Raw genomic sequence first — 18,646 nt, forward strand, 5'->3', positions numbered from 1 at the left:
ATTCAAACTCTAAGCGGCCTTTTATTTCTTCTATTTTATTATCCTTCAAAGCGTACCAAGAAGTATTTCTTCTTACCACGACGGATAATTGTAAACTTGCCATCGATGCGATCTTCAGCGTCCACTGTGTATTTCATATCTTGCTCACGTTCACCATTAATGTAAATCGCACCGTTCTGGATATCTTCACGAGCTTGACGTTTTGAAGAAGAGATCTTAGCTTCAACTAAAAGATCAATTAAACCTTTTTCTTCTTCCTCTAAGTTGTAAGTAGGAACGTCTTTAAAGCCTTGTTCAATTTCATCACCCGTTAGCTGTTTGAGATCTCCGCTAAAGAGCGCTTCTGATATCTTTTCAGCTTGTTCCAAAGCTTTCTCGTCATGAACCATCTTCGTCATTTCTTCTGCTAATCTGCGCTGAGCAACACGCTTCTCAGGCTGTGTTTCTACTTCTTTAGCCAGTTCACCAATTTCGTCTAAGCTTAAGAATGTAAAGTAATGAAGGAAATTCACAACATCCCGATCGTCTGTGTTAATCCAGAACTGGTAGAATTCGTATGGCGTAGTCTTTTCAGGGTCTAACCAAATCGCCCCACCAGCTGTTTTACCAAACTTACTTCCATCGGCTTTCGTAATTAATGGGACCGTTAGACCGAATGCTTTGGCTTCTTCTCCTTCAGTCGAGTTCTTACGAATAAGCTCAAGCCCAGCCGTAATATTCCCCCATTGGTCACTTCCGCCAATTTGTAGAGTACAGTTCTCTTTACGGAATAAGTTTAAGAAGTCATAAGACTGCAAGATCATGTAGCTAAATTCTGTAAACGAAATCCCATTTTCAATGCGGGACTCAACAGAATCCTTTGCCAACATGTAATTAATACCAAAGTGCTTCCCTACATCTCGCAAGAATTCAATCATCGTCATTTGGTTCAGCCAGTCTAAGTTGTTACGGGCTACAGCTGCATTTTCACCTTCATCAAAGTTTAAGATCTTAGCGAGTTGACCTGCTAGCTGTTCACTGTAGTGACGAACCGTATTCTCATCGTTAAGCTGGCGCTCTGTAGAACGACCACTTGGGTCACCAATCATACCAGTACCTCCGCCAACTAAAGCGATTGGACGGTGTCCAGCTTGCTGAAATCTCTTAAGAATTAAAACAGGTAACAAATGACCTATATGAAGACTATCCCCAGTAGGGTCGAAACCACAGTAAAGGGTAACCTGTTCTGAAGCTAAATGCTTCTTTAAGCCTTCTTCATCTGTCATTTGATTAATTAATCCTCTTGCCTGTAAGTCTTGTAAAATATCCACTGCGTACACTCCTCTTTTTCTCATATTAGGTAACGACATAAACGTAATGACGTACTGAAGGCGCCCTTTTCAGGTTATACTACGAACGACGTTGAACATTTAAAGAACACAAAAAACCCCGCCCCTAAAAAAGGGACGAGGCTCGCTCGCGGTACCACCCTTGTTGTAACCAGACAAACTGATTACCACTCAAGGAATTTATAACGGATTCACCCGTCTTCTGAAATCATCAGAAGAAAACTCCAGGACGTAATTCGTAATTTGCTCTGTACTGACTCACAGCGACCGTCAGCTTTCTGAAACAGGGAACAACTTACTACTTCAACCCTTCTCGGTTTACTATTCATTATCGTACGTGACTGTGTCATAATTTATAGCATATATTTTTTTAAAAAGCAACACACATTTCATGTTGAACCATGTCTCCTTATGGTGCAATATGGTATAATATTGCGTGTATGAAATAGGAGGTCGTTATATGAGCCAGAACCATTCAAATGGTCCAGATAGATCCCCGCTTCGCAAATGGTGGGAAGACGGAAAGATCCAAAAATATTTCCGTATCTCTTATGATGTAATCTGGAACATCGTTTTATTCTTCCTCATTGTAGGTGTGATTGGCGTGTTCTTTGCTGCCGGGCTAGGTGCCGGTTATTTCGCCTCGCTCGTCAAAGATGAACCAATCCGTGCTAAAGCCGAAATGCAAAAAGACATTTACAATTATGAAGAAACGTCAGAATTGTACTTTGCCGGAGACACATACTTAGGAAAGATTCAGTCTGATTTATATCGCGAAGAAGTGCCGCTCGACCAAGTATCTGATCATGTGGTCAATGCTGTCATCGCCACTGAAGACGCGAATTTCGAGACACATGATGGAGTTGTACCTAAAGCTATAATCCGTGCGATCTTCCAAGAAGTAACGAACGCAAACGTTAAAACAGGTGGTAGTACACTCACCCAACAGTTAATAAAAAATCAAATTTTAACAGACACCGTTTCATTCGAACGTAAAGCGAAAGAAATTCTACTCGCATTACGATTGGAACGATTCTTCGAAAAAGAAGAAATCTTAGAAGCGTATCTGAATGTTGTCCCATTCGGTCGAAACGCCGGAGGAAGAAACGTTGCAGGAATTGAAACTGCTGCCCAAGGTATATTTGGAGTGAGCGCCAAAGAATTAAACCTTCCTCAAGCAGCCTATATTGCAGGTATGCCACAAAGTCCTTATATGTATACCCCTTTTACAAATACAGGGGAAGTTAAATCTGAAGCAGGGCTCGCCCCAGGAATTGATCGAATGAGAACGGTTCTTCAACGTATGTTAGAAGCCGAAATGATTACACAAGCTGAATACGATAAAGCAATCAATTACGACATTGCTTCGAACTTTACAGAACCAGAACCTTCACCAGTGCAATCATATCCTTATATCGCATTTGAAGTTGAAGAAAGAGCCACTGATATTCTCCAAGGTATCCTAGCTGAACAAGATGGGTATACAAAAGAAGATCTGGCTAACAGTGAATCACTGCAACAAGAATATGCTACACTAGCAGATCGAACATTAGTGCAAAATGGCTTGAAAGTTCATACGACTATTGATAAACCGATTTACGACAAAATGCAAGAACTACACAAGAATTATAACCATTACGGGCCTGTGCGATCTTGGGAAGTAACAGACAAGGAAACAGGCAAAGTGAAAACGATTAAAGAGCCCGTTCAAGTCGGTGGAATGTTAATAGAAAATAAAACCGGGAAAATCATCAGCTTTATCGGCGGACGTGATTTTGACCTGGAAAACCTCAATCATGCTACCGATGCGAAACGTTCAAACGGAAGTACAATGAAACCATTGCTAGTATACGCTCCGGCTATAGACCTAGGACAAGCTAACCCAGGTTCTGTAGTAGCTGATATAGAAACAGTTTTTGCGGGAGGATATACTCCTGGTAACTATGGTGGCAGGTTCCATGGCCTCACTTCTATAAGACGAGCATTAGCCATGTCATATAACGTACCAGCAGTAAAAACATATGCTGATATCAGAAACCAAAACCCAGCATCCTATTTAGACAAGATGGGCTTTACGACACTATTAGAAGAAGATAAAACTAACTTATCCACTTCTCTCGGCAGTCTTCTTGAGGGTGTAACCGTAGAAGAGAATACGAATGCTTTCGCCACTTTCGCCAATAACGGTAAGTTTGTAGATGCTTACATGATTGATAAGATTGAAACTAAAGACGGAGAAGTGTTGTATGAACATAAACCTGAACCCGTTGATGTATTTAGTGAACAAGCATCTTATTTAACCGTTGACATGATGAGAGATGTTTTAGATTACGGTACAGCCCAATACGCAGGGGATCGCTTAAAGTATCCAGGTGTAGACTGGGCCGGTAAAACAGGTACTTCTCAAGATGTACACGACACTTGGTTTGTCGCGACAAACCCAAATGTAACAATGGGGATGTGGATGGGCTATGACACACCTAGCACATTAAGAAACTGCGGCAACTGTAGCCTAGGATACAGCAACCGTAACGTAAAACTATGGACGGATATTGTAAACGCAGCCTCAGATCTAAATCCAGACTTAATGGTTCCTAAAGAAAGTTTCAAACAACCATCTGGTATTGTCAGACAGTCATACTGCGCGGCTTCAGGATTGCTTCCATCTCAGCTTTGTTCTGAAATGGGACTTGTCAGCAGTGACATTTATTATGCTAAATACGCTCCAACCAAACGAGACGACAGTTTAATCGCGACTGGTTATGTTGAAATTGGAAATAAAGCCTATGTAGCAGGTGATTCAACACCACCTGAATTTACAAACGAAGGCGTCTTCTTTAACCCAGAGTACATTGAACGTAACAACTATGACCGATTATCAAGCTTAGATCAACTCGTACCAAACAATAGCCAGTGGGCAAGCGTCCGCGTTCCATCTACAGATAAGGTTCCTAATGATGGACAGGCTCCAGCTGCTCCAGGTTCTGTATCAGCTAGCGGAGGCGTCTTAAACTGGTCACCTTCTGGAAGCAGGGATGTTGTTGGCTACCGCATCTATCGCGCCCCAGCACCAGGAGCAGGCTTCCAACTAATAGGGAATTCAGCAACAAATAGCCTTGGCATATCTGGTAAGGGTGTTTATGTCGTAAGAGCGGTGGATTACTTTGGAATGGAATCTGGAGCATCGCAAGCATATGAATACGGAGATTTCACCCCAGACCCACCACCGAGTGATCAAGGTCAAGACCCTGGCAACAATAATGGCAATAACAATAACAACAACAATAACAATAATGGCAACAACAATGGCAATAACAATGGCAATAACAATAACGGTAACAATGATAATGATAACGATGGCAATAACGATAACAATAACAATGATAACAACAATGGTTCAGACGATAACAACTCAGACAACGATGACAACGATGACAATTCATCCGGCGGAACTGAAAACGGGGGCTCATCAGGCGATGATAACTCCGGTTCAACCGGTGGTTCCGGTTCCGGAGGATCTGGAGACACAGATAACTCTGGTGGCGACTCATCAACCGATGACGAATCTTCTTCAGAAGGATAATTTCTAAAAGGCTATCCCAAGAGTCTACTCAGGCTCTTAGGGATAGTCTTTTTTATATTAGCGCCCTTATCCGGAAAATTCTAACCTGCTTTACAAGCGGAATGGTCCATTATGGTAAAAGGCGACAAGGCTTTCTCGGGGACTACTTTTCGTTCTATCATGGCAAAAGGAAATCTTCTGTCCTCCCCTTGAATACTTAGATTCAACATATTACCGCTCAGGGATTTTTTTCAGTGAGATTTGCTGTATAATAGATAACAAATATAGGTAACTTTAGGTGGTGGAGGCATGAAACATACAAAAGAATATCATTCCCAAGAGATTGAAACGAAAACCGGAACGATTACAGTTGAAGGGCCTCTCCCTTCAGAGGAACTAGCAAACTATCATTTTCACGAAGGGCTTAAAGCCTTCAGGCCGGCCCCAAAACAATTCGAAGCTGTTAAGAAGATTGCCGATTTTGAAGAAGGCAGAATTCTCATTGCCAGAACTTCAGATACCATTGTAGGTTATGTTACCTACCTCTACCCTGACCCATTAGAAAGATGGTCGAAGTTTGAGATGAAGGATCTCCTTGAACTTGGCGCTATAGAAGTCATTCAAGATTACAGGGGATATGGTATTGGCTCATGGCTACTAAAGGTGTCTATGATGGACGATGAAATGGAAGACTTCATCGTCATATCAACAGAATATTACTGGCACTGGGACCTTTCTGGAACAGGGTTGAACATTTGGAATTATCGAAATGTCATGGAACGAATGATGGGAGCTGGCGGATTAACCCCATACCCCACAGATGATCCAGAGATCGTCTCACATCCTGCCAACTGTTTAATGGCTCGCATTGGAAGTCGAGTACCTCAAGCTTCAATCGATCAATTTGAGGAATTGAGGTTCTTAACGAGACGAAGTTATCGCGCGAATCGAGGAGGTCTGTAAATGCTAGTAGAAGAGGTTATGAAAACAGAAGTTATATCACTAAAAGCTGATGAAACAATTGAAACCGCTTTAAAACTATTGAATGACCATCATATCCGCCACATTCCTATTGTGGATGAACATAACCACGTTATTGGAATAGTGTCTGATCGGGATGTACGGGACGCTAGTCCGTCTGTTTTTCAAGTCGAGCAAGATAAGGAGGCTCTGCAGAATAAGTTAGAATCTATTATGAGTTCTCCAGTCATAACCGCTCACCCTTTAGACTTTGTTGAAGAAATTGCGAGTATCTTTTATGAGCATGAAATTGCTTGTGTTCCTGTCACAAAAGCAAACAAACTTGTTGGAATTATCACAGAGAAGGACATGCTATATACAATGATTCAACTTACAGGGGTAACCGTTCAAAGCTCTCAAATTGAAATTAAGGTGATTGATAAACCAGGAATTTTACCTGAGGTAACAGCTGTACTTGGCAAACGCAAGACAAATATAACGTCTGTTCTCATCTATCCTTATCAGCCAGATTCAACTTATAAAGTTCTTGTGTTCCGTCTTCAGACAATGAATCCCATGCCTGTTATTGAAGATTTAAAGCGAGCAGGGTATGACGTATTATGGCCAAACATGCCGGGGATGGAACAATGACGTGCAAGGCAGCCTTTGTCTATTCAGAAGATTTTAGGACCTACCGCTTTAGAGATGATCATCCTTTTAACCAATTAAGAGTCACCCTAGCTTATGAACTTCTTAAAAGCATTGGCAACATCACGGACGAAGATCTTATATCCCCAAGGATGGCAACAGAGGAAGAACTTCTCCTGGTGCATGAGAAGCCGTATGTTGATGCCATCAAAAAAGCGAGCACAGGAAAGCTTAGTGAAGAGGAAGGGTATGAATTTGGAGTAGGTACTGAGGATACCCCAATGTTTAATGGAATGCACGAAGCGTCTTCCCTACTCGTAGGCGGAACATTATCAGCAGTTGATGCGGTGCTTCAGAATAAAGTTGAACACGCCCTGAACCTAGGCGGCGGCTTACATCATGGGTTCCAGCGCAAGGCATCTGGTTTCTGCATTTACAATGATGGTGCAGTGGCAATTCAGTATATCCGAGAACATTACCAAGCTAAAGTCTTGTATATAGATACAGATGCTCATCACGGAGATGGTGTGCAGTGGGCATTTTACGATGACCCAAATGTATGTACATTGTCCGTACATGAAACGGGTCGTTACCTCTTCCCTGGGACAGGAAATGTAAATGAGCGCGGCATTAAAGAAGGCTATGGGTACAGTTTTAATATCCCCGTAGATGCCTTTACAGAAGACGATTCTTTTATGCACGTTTATGAAACCGCATTCAGAGAAGTGACGGAATATTTTCAGCCTGATGTGATTATTACGCAAAATGGTGCAGATGCCCATGTGTTAGATCCATTAACGCACCTTTGTTGTACCTCCAAGCTGTACGAGTTTATACCGAAGCTAGCTCATAAACTAGCACACGAGTACTGTAATGGAAAATGGATTGCTTTGGGAGGGGGAGGATATGACATTTGGAGAGTGGTTCCCCGGGCTTGGGCACAGATCTGGAATGTAATGGCTCACGACACCCCAGCTGAGGGTGACATACCCAAGGAGTGGTTGGATAAATGGCAACCTAAAGCACCGGTAGAGCTACCTAGCTCATGGAGCGACCAGCAAGGCTTGTATAAAGAGATACCTAGAAAAGCCGAGATTACAGAGAAAAATGAAAAAGTTTTGGAGAAAGCCATGCAGTTCATCCAGCTAAAACATAATCTCCCTAAGTAAAATAGGTCTTCACTTCATGAAAAAATGAATTGACACCAAAAATAAAAGAAGAGTGTTTCAATGCCACTTAGGCCATTGTAACACTCTTCTTTATGTACAGATGATCAAGGAGATGTAACTCCTTCTTGCGCTTTGTAACTTGGGTCTAGAATGACGATTTCAACACGACGGTTTTTCTGCCAATTTTCTACTGAATCATTTGGAACAAGGGGACGAGTATCTCCGTAACCTACTGCTGTAAAACGAGCTGAGTCTACTGCTGTTTCCTGAGCTAAATAACGAATAACACCACTTGCCCTTGCTGCTGATAGCTCCCAATTCGAAGGAAAACGATAGTTAGATATAGGACGATCATCCGTATGACCTTCCACTTTTACATAGTTAGGAATATTATTTAAGAGCTGACCAACTTTTTTAAGAAAAGGTTGCCCCGTTGGAATGATCTCAGCTTCAGCCGTATTAAATAATACCTGCTCTTGCAAGGTAAGAACCACACCTCGCTCTGTTCGATTTGCTGTAATCTTTTCTGTCAAATCATTGTTTTCAAGAAACGTTTCCACCTCTGTTACAAGCTTGTTTAACGAGTCTTTCGTATCTGCAGCGCCGGTTTCCTTATCCTTTTTTACATCTTCGTTTTCCTCTGATTCAAACTTACTTATATCTTGTTGGTTATCATCCTTTTCATCAGCTGGGTGCTCTGACTCAACAATGGATGGGTTGAAATCAAAGATGGCTCGACTTCTGAACGACTCTGCTACAGCTTCAAATTTTTCTTTATCGATTTGTGACATGGAAAAAAGCAAGATGAAAAAAACAAGAATCAATGTCATTAAATCAGAGAATGTGACCATCCACTTTGGAGCGCCTTTTTCTTGTACACGCTCTTTTCGTTTAAGCTTCATTCGGTGCTCCCTCCATGACGTCTTCTTCAGTCGGCTCTTCCTCCTGACGTTGACGCTCATCTCCAGAAAGGAAAGCACTTAACTTTTCTTCTAGAATTTTTGGATTTTGCCCCGATTGTACTCCGATGACACCTTCTATGGTAACTTGTTTTATAAAGATTTCTTGATCTGTTTTGTTTGCTAATTTCCCGGCCATAGGCGAGAACACAAGGTTGGCAAGAACTGATCCGTAAAACGTTGTTAACAAGGCGATCGCCATATTTGGCCCAAGCGTGGTTGGGTCTGTTAGATTCTTAAGCATAAGAACCAATCCAATTAAAGTACCGATCATTCCCCAAGCTGGTGCATATTCTGCAGCCTTTTCGATAATTGCACGGCCTCGTCTGTGCCTTTCTTCAATAGCTGAAACTTCAGCATTCATAATATCGTTTATAACTTCTGGTTCAATACCATCTACAGCAAGAAGGATACCCTTTTTAATAAACGGGTCTTCAACTTCTTCTAATTCTGATTCTAATGCCAAAAGGCCTTCACGACGCGCCCTTTCTGATAGACGTACGAACAAATCGATCAGCCCTGACAAATTCTGCTCATTTGTCTGGAAAGATTCTTTTAATACCTTTCCTGTCAGCTTAATCTCGTCCAACGTAAAGTTTATCAAGAGCGCAGCCGCAAGGCCACCAAGCACAATAATCATTGAGGAAATCTGAATAAAGGACACAACGTCCCCCACTCCCCCAGTGGTAAAGATCCCTACAAAGATCATTGTAATTCCTATGAATATGCCAATTGGAGTTAATAAATCATTTCGTTTCATTGTCTCTCTCCCTAATATAAAACCTAATGATCTATTTTCTATATCGACATATTTATGATTTTGTTGAGTTTCTTTCAATATTTCGGTGTGGAAGAATTACATTTTGTTCTTCGACTTTTTCGTTATTCATATATTTCGTTAATAGACGCATCGACACAGCCCCAATATCATACATGGGTTGTACTACGGTCGATAGTGTCGGACGAACCATTGTTGCTAATCGTGTATTATCAAATCCAAAGACTTCTACATCCTCAGGCACGCGAAGTCCTTTATCTTGAGCACCATGAATGACACCAAGCGCCATTTCATCAGATGCTACGAACACGGCACTTGGGCGCTCTTCCATGTTAATCAGTTGATCAAGAGCTTCAATACCACTATCGTACGTGTAATCGCCGCGAATGACATAACGATCTCCATAAGATTTACCTTGTTCTTCAATTGCGCGGTAGTAACCTGACAGTTTCTGATCGTTGATATTCGTTTCGAGCGGACCTGAGATGAAGGCTACATGCTCATTACCTTTACCGAATAACGTTTTAGTAGCTTCATAAGATGCTTCTTCATAATTAATATTAACAGAAGGAACAGAATGGGTTTCATCTACAGTAGCTGCTAGCACCACTGGGACTGACGCATTTTGGAACTCTCTTACGTGGTCTTCTGTGATTTTTCCACCCATAAACACAAGTCCGTCTACTTGCTTTCCTAACATTGAGTTAATGAGGTGAATTTCTTTCTCTTTATTTTGATCTGAGTTGCTTAAGATGATGTTATAGTTATACATCGTTGCAATATCCTCAATACCTCTAGCTAATTCAGCAAAGAAAATGCTTGAAATATCTGGGATGATTACACCAACTGTAGTTGTCTTTTTACTAGCTAAGCCTCGAGCCACCGCATTCGGGCGATACCCTAATCGCTCAATCGCATCTAAAACTTTCTTCCTTGTGGCAGGTTTCACATTTGGATTTCCATTGACCACACGCGAAACCGTAGCCATGGATACATTGGCTTCTCGTGCCACATCGTATATTGTTACATTCATTTCTTATAACCTCCTCAAAGTTACGCCTCTATCTTTATTTCCCTCATTCTCTCTCTTCATTATCATACGACACTGCTAATGAGAGCGCAATAAATCGACCATATTCATGCTTTTATATGCAGTATTCACCATTTATTTAGAAACAACTCATATGTACAGAAGAGTTATAGTAAATAGTGGACATTTTAAACATAATTTCTTACAGAAAAAGAATACGCCAACAAATTGTTGGCGTACTTTTCCTCTTTAAAATATAGATTAAATTGTCTATTTATGCAAGAATCTATTTCAATTCTTTCATAAATTGATTAAATGTTTCAATATCCATTTGCTGCGCAGCATCAGACAATGCTACTGCCGGGTCAGGGTGAACTTCTGCCATTATCCCATCTGCTCCAACGGCAATCGCTGCTTTTGCTGTAGGGAGAAGAAGATCACGACGGCCTGTAGAGTGCGTTACGTCTACCATTACAGGCAAGTGTGTCTCTTGCTTTAAGATCGGTACAGCAGAAATATCAAGCGTGTTACGCGTCGCTTTCTCGTACGTACGAATACCACGTTCACATAGAATGATGTTTTCATTGCCTCGTGATATGATGTATTCAGCAGCATTCACAAACTCTGAGATCGTTGCAGATAAGCCACGTTTTAGTAGTACCGGCTTATCAACGGAACCTGCTGCTTTTAGCAGTTCAAAGTTCTGCATATTACGTGCTCCGATTTGAATGACATCAATGTACTCAACCGCCGTTTCAATATCGGCCGGATTAACAATTTCACTTACAACACCTAAGTCATATTCATCGGCAACTTGTTTCAATATTTTCAAACCTTCAAGCCCAAGTCCTTGGAAATCATACGGTGATGAACGAGGTTTGAAAGCTCCCCCGCGAAGTAGCTTCAACCCTTGTGCTTTAACCGCTTCTGCTACTTTAGCAACTTGCTCGTAGCTCTCAACTGCACAAGGCCCCGTGATGAAGGACGGATCACCAATCCCAATTTCTTCACCTCGAACTGTAACAACCGTATCTTCCGGTTTCTTCTTACGTGAAACAAGAAGCGCTTTACGGTGATCATCTTCTTGAAGCTCAAGGCTTGCTTTAAAGATTTCTTTGAACAACTTCTCGACTGTGGAATGTTCGAAAGGACCTTCATTGTGGTCCGTAATCGCATCTAACATCGCGCGTTCACGCACGGGATCAAAACGATTCATTCCTTGCTTTTTCTTCACCTGTCCAATTTGATGCGCGATCTCAGCTCTTTTATTAATTAAATCTAGAATGTCTAAATTTAATGTGTCTAACTCTTGTCTTAACTGGTCTAATTCTTCATTACTCAACTCATACGCCTCCAATTTGTTTAGAAAGATGAAATTATGATAAATTCATAATAATTAGACATCATTATAGCTAATATTATTTTAATTGTCACGGGGATTTTCAACATTTTTAGTGAAGAATTTTATTAAAGGGGTCGAGAAAATTGAAAGAACGCATCTTCGCGCTTGATATTGGAACAAGATCTGTCGTTGGATTACTATTAGAAAAAACAACTAATGCTTACGAAGTGATTGATCTTGTTTCAAAAGAACACGATGAACGAACAATGGTTGATGGTCAAATCCATGATGTACGATCCGTCTCAGAAACGATCGCATCCGTTAAACATATTTTAGAGGAACAGCATGGCCCCTTACATAAAGTATGTGTAGCTGCAGCAGGCAGAGCTTTAAAAACGAAACGGACAAGTATATACCAGTCTGTAAGTGGACAGCCCATTATCGATGATGAAGATGTAACTCATTTAGAATTAAGTGCTGTGCAACAGGCCCAATATGAATTAGCGGTAGAAGAAGCCGAAATGCAAAGTACTCATTACTATTGTGTAGGGTATTCCGTCTTACGCTATCATCTAGATGGACAAGAATTGGGTTCTCTAATTGATCAGCAAGGTGAACAAGTAACGGTAGAAGTTATTGCGACATTTTTACCTAAAGTTGTTGTCGAATCATTAATTGCGGCTTTACATAGAGCTGGTTTGGAAATGAAAGCCCTCACACTAGAGCCAATCGCGGCTATTAACGTTCTCATCCCCCCTTCAATGAGACGTTTAAACGTGGCTCTTGTGGACATTGGTGCCGGAACGAGTGATATTGCCATTACTGACTCTGGAACCGTTACAGCCTACGGGATGGTCCCTGTAGCGGGGGATGAAATTACAGAAGCCATCAGTGACCATTACTTACTTGACTTCCCTTTAGCTGAAAAAGCCAAAAAAGATATTAGCACCCAGCAAGAAACAACGATTACCGATATACTTGGATTTGAAACGACTGTTACCTATAACGATTTAGCAGAAGCCATTGACCCTGCAATCGAAAAGCTAAGTATAGCCATACGGGATGAAATTCTTCTCTTAAATCATAAAGCTCCAAAAGCCATAATGTTAGTTGGTGGGGGAAGCTTAACGCCAGAATTATCAAAAAGGCTCGCGAGCATGCTAGAACTTCCCGAAAACCGTGTAGCGGTTAGGGGAATTGATGCCATTCAGTCCTTAAAGAAAACGGATAATCTACCGACAGGACCAGCTTATGTTACGCCAATCGGTATAGCGATCGCATCCAATCAAAACCCAGTTCAATACATTAGTATCACCGTCAACGATCGGACGATCCGTCTCTTTGATATAAAAACGTTAACAATAGGGGATTGCCTTCTCGCCGCCGGTATTGAGATCAAAAAACTGTACGGTCGTCCGGGGATGGCCAAATTGATCTATTTAAACGGAAATCAACTTACCTTAAAAGGAGAACATGGTACAGCACCGGTTATATTGAAAAATCAACAACCTTGTTCTCTAAGCGACACTATTCAAAACGGGGATATACTGAGTGTTACTAAAGGCGAAGATGGCACCTCTCCAGATGTCACATTAAAAGATCTCTTGGGAGAACTCCCTCATTCTACAATCACCATGAACGGGCAAAATCATCAAATCCAACCTGCCCTTCACGTAAACGGGAAGAAACAGATGCTAACCTACATTGTTCAAGATCGTGACCAGGTAGTATTAGAGACGAATCATACAGTAAGGTCTTTCCTTCAATCAATTAGCCAAGAATGGATTCTTGAAGAAACAGAACCATTTGATATCACAGTTAACACCAAAGAACATAGAATTGCTTCTCATAGAATAACGATGTTAAAAAACAAGAAAAAGGTTCACCCAGAATCTACTCTACAAGACGGAGACCAGCTGACGACGAGCAAACATTATCCTATAGAAGCACAAGTCCTTCTAAAGCACCTGAACGCACCAACAAACCATTCTATAGAAGTGTTCTTTAACAACAGAAAACTGACCCTTCACAAGCCTATAAACATACTCACAAAAAACGAGGAGCCTCTTAAGACTAGTGACCTTATCTATCCAGGGCAAAACTTAGAGTTAAAAGAAACTAATTCCTTGAACTTTATCTTTCAAGATGTATTTCGCCATGTGGATATCGATCTAACACAAGGAAGAAACTTTAAAATATATCGAAATGAACAAGAAGCCACCTTCTTTGAACCCATCCATTCTGGTGATCGACTCGAATTACAGTGGCTTAAGGAAGTAAAGAATTGAAAAAAACAAGGATGAAACCATAATGGTTTCATCCTTGTGTTCGTGATAAGAGAACTTATATAATCAGTCTCTTCATTTATTGATCAGCTTTTGCCAACGCCCCTTCTTTAATGTGCCAATGAGAAGTATTCCACGTTACTTTGTCTCCGTTAAATAACAAAACTTGTGGAGACTCATGCTTCACACCAAATTCTTCTGCAACTTTATTGGAGAACTCTCTTGATTCTTGTATATTTAGCATAAACATAGGAGTTTCCGTTTCTGAAGAATAGTTTTCGTATGCTTCTTTAGCCCCCGAGCTAATAGGACAAGTCAAACTATGCTTAAACAACATCACTCGTTCGTGTTGGGCTAATTTTTCTTTTAACTCATTGTAGTTCTGTAAAAGTGTTACAGCCAACGTCAATCATCCTCCTCTATTTAAGACCCACCTCAAAAAGGGTCTTTATGACAACAAAAAAGTTGCTAGTATCAATGTAGCATACTAGCAACTTTCCCCCAAAATTATTCGTTTAACCACCTCGTTTAGTAAGTGGTAGTAGTCGTCGTTGTTTCTTGTTGTCTTTCAAGCTCTTCCGCGGCCTCTTCAATTGCTTCAGCTACTTCCTCAGCAGCTTGTTCAGCTTCGTCATTTGTATTACGGAATTCGCCGACTTTCGTTTTCACTCGAGAACTAAGGTCCTGAGACTTCTCAGAAACATTTTGAGACCACTGAGAAGATGTTTCTACAGCGCGGTCTTTCCATTCTGTTCCCTTTTGGTACGCGACATCTTTCCATTCTCCGGCACGTTCACGAACGTATCCTGACTTTTGATTTAGATCATCTCTTACTTCTCTTCCAGACTTAGGAGCAAATAAAAGGGCTGCAGAAGCTCCCACAATGCCACCAATTAGTGTGCCTATCATGAAATCTTTACTGTTAATGTTTTCGTTTTGATTTTTGTTCTGGTTCTGATCTTGTGCCATACTCTATTCCTCCTAATAAAATAAAATTATTGTACTGCTTTTTCGTCTTGTGGTTTTTCTTTTTTCCACTTTTTATAGAGATCAATACCGACCTGACCCCACTTCATGGCCTGAGCAGCATTGTCTTTATTCTGGTCAGCTGTATGCTTTAGATTGTTCGACATGGTGTGTAGTGATTGATTAAACTCATGAACCGAATCCCCAATCCCTTTAACACCGTCTACTAATGTATTTAATTTTTGAGTCTTTTCTCCAATATCCTCTGCTAGGTGATTGGTCTTCTGTAATAATGATGTTGTTTCAGTTGTAATGCCTTCCATTTGCTTCTCTAAGCCGCCCATTGTGGATGCAACATTTTCTAGCGTTTTACGAGCTGACTTTAAAGTTTTGGATATGTAAATAACTAAAACAGCAAATGCAATAGCGAAGATCAGTGCTGCGATATATAGTATGATGATCATAATCCCCTGATTCACCCCTTTAAAATGTAGTATAGTTAATCGTCTTCCCTTTTACTAGTTCGTATAAACGTCTCGAATTACAGATTGGGATTATTTTATAGTATTCTCTTTTTTTGCAGAAACTCCTGCAACTCATTTCTTTTTTTTAGCTAGAAATTTCTGTATCATATGAATAGAAAAGGAGGAATTGTTATGCGCGATCCAAGACTGCAACAGCTAGCACAACAAATTATTCATTACTCTATCGATCTACAAAAAGGTGAAAAAGTACTTATAGAAAATACAGGCCTTCAACAAGAGCTGGTTTCCGCTCTTATTGAAGAAGCATATAAAGCAGAAGGTCACCCCTTTGTAAATGTGAAAGACCCAAAAGTCCAGCGTTCTCTATTAAAGAATGCATCTGAAGAACAGCTCCACTTACAAGCGGAACAAGAGGCTTCCTTCATGAGCCAAATGGATGCATATGTAGCGATTCGCTCAGGCGAGAACATCTCTGAGCTGTCCGATGTACCTGCTGAGAACATGAAACTATACAACCAGACCGTCGGACAGAAAGTACATAGAGAAATTCGTGTTCCAAAGACGAAGTGGTGCGTGCTTCGCTACCCAAATGCTTCTATGGCTCAATTAGCAAACATGAGCACTGAGCAATTTGAAGACTTTTACTTTAATGTCTGTACTCTTGATTACAAAAAGATGGACCAAGCTATGGACTCATTAGTAAAACGTATGGAAGAAACAGACCGCGTTCGAATTACAGGGCCAAACACAGACTTGGAATTCTCTATTAAAGGCATTCCGAATGTTAAATGTGCCGGTCACTTAAATCTACCAGATGGAGAAGTCTACACAGCACCAGTGAAAGACTCTGTTAACGGAACCCTTCACTATAACACGCCATCTCCGTACAATGGTTTCACCTTCGAAGATGTCTTCCTTACATTTAAAGACGGAAAGATCGTTGATGCAACAGCAAACGATACGGAACGAATCAATGAAATCTTCAATACAGACGAAGGCGCTCGCTATATTGGAGAGTTTGCAATTGGTGTGAACCCTTATATTCTTCACCCAATGAAAGACATCCTCTTTGATGAGAAAATAGACGGCAGCTTCCACTTCACTCCAGGTCAGTGCTACGACGAAGCACCAAATGGTAACGACTCAGCCATTCACTGGGATATGGTTATGATTCAGCGTGCTGAGTACGGTGGTGGAGAAATTTATTTTGATGACGTGCTGATTCGTAAGGATGGAAGGTTTGTGGTTTCTGATTTAGAGGCTTTAAACCCTGAGAATTTGAAGTCGTAGTTATTTGATTTTCATTCGAAACTACGTGAATTCGGAGAAGTAGCTCTGCATTTGTTATGATCACCATAAAAACGCGTAGGAGGCTCTCCTACGCGTTTTACTAATATTTATTCTTTTCCCACCCTCTTAAATAAGGGAGCAAATTGTATTCTATATTATTCCTTCTCATATGCCTCTTGGAACTTCTGAATATCCCCAGCGCCCATGAAGATCAGCACGCTATCTCCATGCTCTTTTAAAACAGCTGTTTCATTTAATTCCAATAGACGCGAAGCTTCAATCTTCTCCTGAAGGTCGTTAATCGATAAATTACCCGACTCTTCACGAGCAGATCCAAAGATGTCGCAAAGGTACACGAAATCAGCTTCTTTTAAGCTATCTGCGAACTCTTGCAGGAACATGCGTGTTCTTGTAAACGTGTGAGGTTGGAAGATCGCCACAACGTCCTTTTTCGGATATTTTTTCTTCGCTGATTCAATCGTTGCTAAGATCTCACGTGGATGGTGAGCGTAATCATCAATAACTACTTGATCATTGTGCTTCTTCTCTGTGAAGCGACGCTTAACACCTTTAAAGTTTGAAATATGCTTAATATCATCTGAAGGAATCCCTTCATATTGGCATAGTGCAATAACTGATAGCGCATTTAATACGTGATGATTCCCATATCCAGGGATCGTGTACGTGTTGTAATACGTGTTACGAACAAAAACGTCAAATGTTGTACCATTTTCATCTTCAGAAATATTAGAAGCCTGAAAGTCATTACTATCACCTAAGCCATAGTACACGACAGGTACTTTAGCCTGGATTTCTTGTAACTGATCATCATCGCCACATGCGATGATCCCCTTTTTCACTTGGTAAGCCATTTGCTGAAAGGCATCAACGACGTCTTCAAGGCTTGTAAAATAATCCGGATGATCAAAATCAATATTTGTCATAATCGCATAATCCGGCTCGTAAGCCAAGAAGTGCCTGCGGTATTCACAAGCTTCAAATACAAAGTACTCCCCATCTTCATGACCTACTCCTGTTCCGTCACCGATTAAGAACGACGTAGGCTTAATGTTGCTTAATACGTGGGCAAGCAAACCTGTAGTCGAGGTCTTACCATGCGCACCTGTTACAGCAATACTTGTGTAATTCTGTAACCATTCTCCAAGAAATTCATGATAACGGAATAAAGGCAAACCCAATTCTTCCGCTGCCTTGATTTCTTCATGATCATCTCCAAATGCATTTCCGGCAATGACCGTTAAGTTGTCTTTGATATTTTCTTTTGAAAAAGGCAGAATCGGAATGTTCTTCGCTTCAAGCACTTCTTGTGTGAAAAAACGCTTCTCAATATCAGAGCCTTGTACTTTCTCACCCGCATCATGAAGGATTTGTGCTAGTGCACTCATCCCGGTACCTTTAATACCAACAAAATGGTAAGTTGTCATATAGATAGAACCTCCACAAATTTACAGTCATTTCTGTTTCTTAGTATATGTATTCAAGCTCAACTTGCGCCTAATTTACTTTAACTTTTACGTCTTCACCTATTATAACAAAACAGCGTGTAGACGTGAATCAATTCGACAAAAACCGTTAGTAAACCCCACAACGTTTCCAAGTTTTTCTCTTAGTACACATGAACCGCTTTCTTATATTCCCACCTTTAAGCCCTCACAAACCTAAACTGAGAAATAAACTTGAAGACTCGAAGCTGAGAGAATGTTTCCGTTTACTTAAATTGAGTGTAAGGTGGGCCTGGAAACCACTCGCTTTCCTGTGGGGAGCTGGTGAGCCTCCTCAGCCGGCACGCCGGCTTCCGGGGTCTCACCTAGGCTCTTCTGCCC

The 18,646-nt window shown here is 41.0% G+C and carries 15 protein-coding genes and 1 other annotated feature; of the genes, 6 read left to right on the forward strand and 9 right to left on the reverse strand.

Annotated elements, in window-relative coordinates; translation table 11 throughout:
* Positions 1–38: 38 nt before the first annotated feature.
* Positions 39–1,310 carry a tyrosine--tRNA ligase gene (tyrS, locus tag N780_RS16065; RefSeq protein ID WP_036786488.1) on the reverse strand — a complete coding sequence of 424 codons (1,272 nt, stop codon included), beginning with the start codon at positions 1,308–1,310 and terminating at the stop codon, positions 39–41.
* 128 nt (positions 1,311–1,438) lie between these two features.
* Positions 1,439–1,652: a binding site (T-box leader), on the reverse strand.
* Between the two features lie 136 nt (positions 1,653–1,788).
* Here tyrS and N780_RS16070 point away from each other — a divergent pair.
* The 4 genes from N780_RS16070 to N780_RS16085 all read left to right on the forward strand — a co-directional run bounded on the left by N780_RS16070 (position 1,789) and on the right by N780_RS16085 (position 7,667).
* On the forward strand, positions 1,789–4,911 hold the full coding sequence (locus N780_RS16070; RefSeq protein WP_084599678.1) for a transglycosylase domain-containing protein: 3,123 nt from the start codon (positions 1,789–1,791) through the stop codon (positions 4,909–4,911).
* A gap of 288 nt (positions 4,912–5,199) precedes the next feature.
* Positions 5,200–5,853, forward strand: coding sequence for a GNAT family N-acetyltransferase (locus N780_RS16075; protein WP_036786490.1), 654 nt, complete (start codon positions 5,200–5,202; stop codon positions 5,851–5,853).
* Positions 5,854–6,501 (forward strand): acetoin utilization AcuB family protein, encoded by a 648-nt coding sequence (locus N780_RS16080; protein WP_036786492.1) that lies wholly within the window; start codon positions 5,854–5,856, stop codon positions 6,499–6,501.
* A complete protein-coding gene (locus N780_RS16085; protein ID WP_269746721.1) occupies positions 6,471–7,667 on the forward strand; it encodes an acetoin utilization protein AcuC in 1,197 nt (398 codons plus the stop codon). Before N780_RS16080 ends, N780_RS16085 begins: the two co-directional genes overlap by 31 nt.
* Positions 7,668–7,771: 104 nt before the next feature.
* Here N780_RS16085 and motS read toward each other — a convergent pair whose 3' ends face one another.
* The 4 genes from motS to N780_RS16105 all read right to left on the reverse strand — a co-directional run bounded on the left by motS (position 7,772) and on the right by N780_RS16105 (position 11,776).
* A complete protein-coding gene (gene motS, locus N780_RS16090) occupies positions 7,772–8,569 on the reverse strand; it encodes a flagellar motor protein MotS (protein ID WP_036786496.1) in 798 nt (265 codons plus the stop codon).
* Positions 8,559–9,386 (reverse strand): flagellar motor protein MotP, encoded by an 828-nt coding sequence (gene motP, locus N780_RS16095; protein ID WP_036786499.1) that lies wholly within the window; start codon positions 9,384–9,386, stop codon positions 8,559–8,561. Before motP ends, motS begins: the two co-directional genes overlap by 11 nt.
* Before the next feature lie 52 nt (positions 9,387–9,438).
* On the reverse strand, positions 9,439–10,437 hold the full coding sequence (ccpA, locus tag N780_RS16100) for a catabolite control protein A (RefSeq protein WP_036786500.1): 999 nt from the start codon (positions 10,435–10,437) through the stop codon (positions 9,439–9,441).
* A gap of 283 nt (positions 10,438–10,720) precedes the next feature.
* Entirely contained in the window at positions 10,721–11,776 is a 1,056-nt protein-coding gene (locus N780_RS16105; RefSeq protein WP_036786502.1) for a bifunctional 3-deoxy-7-phosphoheptulonate synthase/chorismate mutase, read from the reverse strand.
* A 143-nt stretch (positions 11,777–11,919) separates the two neighbouring features.
* Here N780_RS16105 and N780_RS16110 point away from each other — a divergent pair, with 143 nt between their 5' ends.
* Positions 11,920–14,064 carry a cell division protein FtsA gene (locus N780_RS16110; RefSeq protein WP_036786504.1) on the forward strand — a complete coding sequence of 715 codons (2,145 nt, stop codon included), beginning with the start codon at positions 11,920–11,922 and terminating at the stop codon, positions 14,062–14,064.
* 76 nt (positions 14,065–14,140) lie between these two features.
* Here N780_RS16110 and ytxJ read toward each other — a convergent pair whose 3' ends face one another.
* The 3 genes from ytxJ to N780_RS16125 form a co-directional block, all read right to left on the reverse strand.
* Positions 14,141–14,464, reverse strand: a complete 324-nt coding sequence (gene ytxJ / locus N780_RS16115) for a bacillithiol system redox-active protein YtxJ (protein WP_036786507.1) — start codon at positions 14,462–14,464, stop codon at positions 14,141–14,143.
* A gap of 125 nt (positions 14,465–14,589) precedes the next feature.
* On the reverse strand, positions 14,590–15,030 hold the full coding sequence (locus tag N780_RS16120) for a YtxH domain-containing protein (protein ID WP_036786509.1): 441 nt from the start codon (positions 15,028–15,030) through the stop codon (positions 14,590–14,592).
* Between the two features lie 26 nt (positions 15,031–15,056).
* Positions 15,057–15,491, reverse strand: a complete 435-nt coding sequence (locus N780_RS16125; protein ID WP_036786511.1) for a DUF948 domain-containing protein — start codon at positions 15,489–15,491, stop codon at positions 15,057–15,059.
* A 192-nt stretch (positions 15,492–15,683) separates the two neighbouring features.
* Between N780_RS16125 and N780_RS16130 the strand changes: the two genes are divergently transcribed.
* Positions 15,684–16,802, forward strand: coding sequence for an aminopeptidase (locus N780_RS16130; protein ID WP_036786513.1), 1,119 nt, complete (start codon positions 15,684–15,686; stop codon positions 16,800–16,802).
* A gap of 155 nt (positions 16,803–16,957) precedes the next feature.
* On the opposite strand, the gene murC is transcribed toward N780_RS16130, so the two are convergent.
* Positions 16,958–18,247 (reverse strand): UDP-N-acetylmuramate--L-alanine ligase, encoded by a 1,290-nt coding sequence (gene murC, locus N780_RS16135; RefSeq protein WP_036786515.1) that lies wholly within the window; start codon positions 18,245–18,247, stop codon positions 16,958–16,960.
* Positions 18,248–18,646 lie beyond the last annotated feature (399 nt).

Origin of the sequence: Pontibacillus chungwhensis BH030062, assembly GCF_000770675.1 — a bacterium.
Classification (GTDB): Bacteria; Bacillota; Bacilli; order Bacillales; family BH030062; genus Pontibacillus; species Pontibacillus chungwhensis.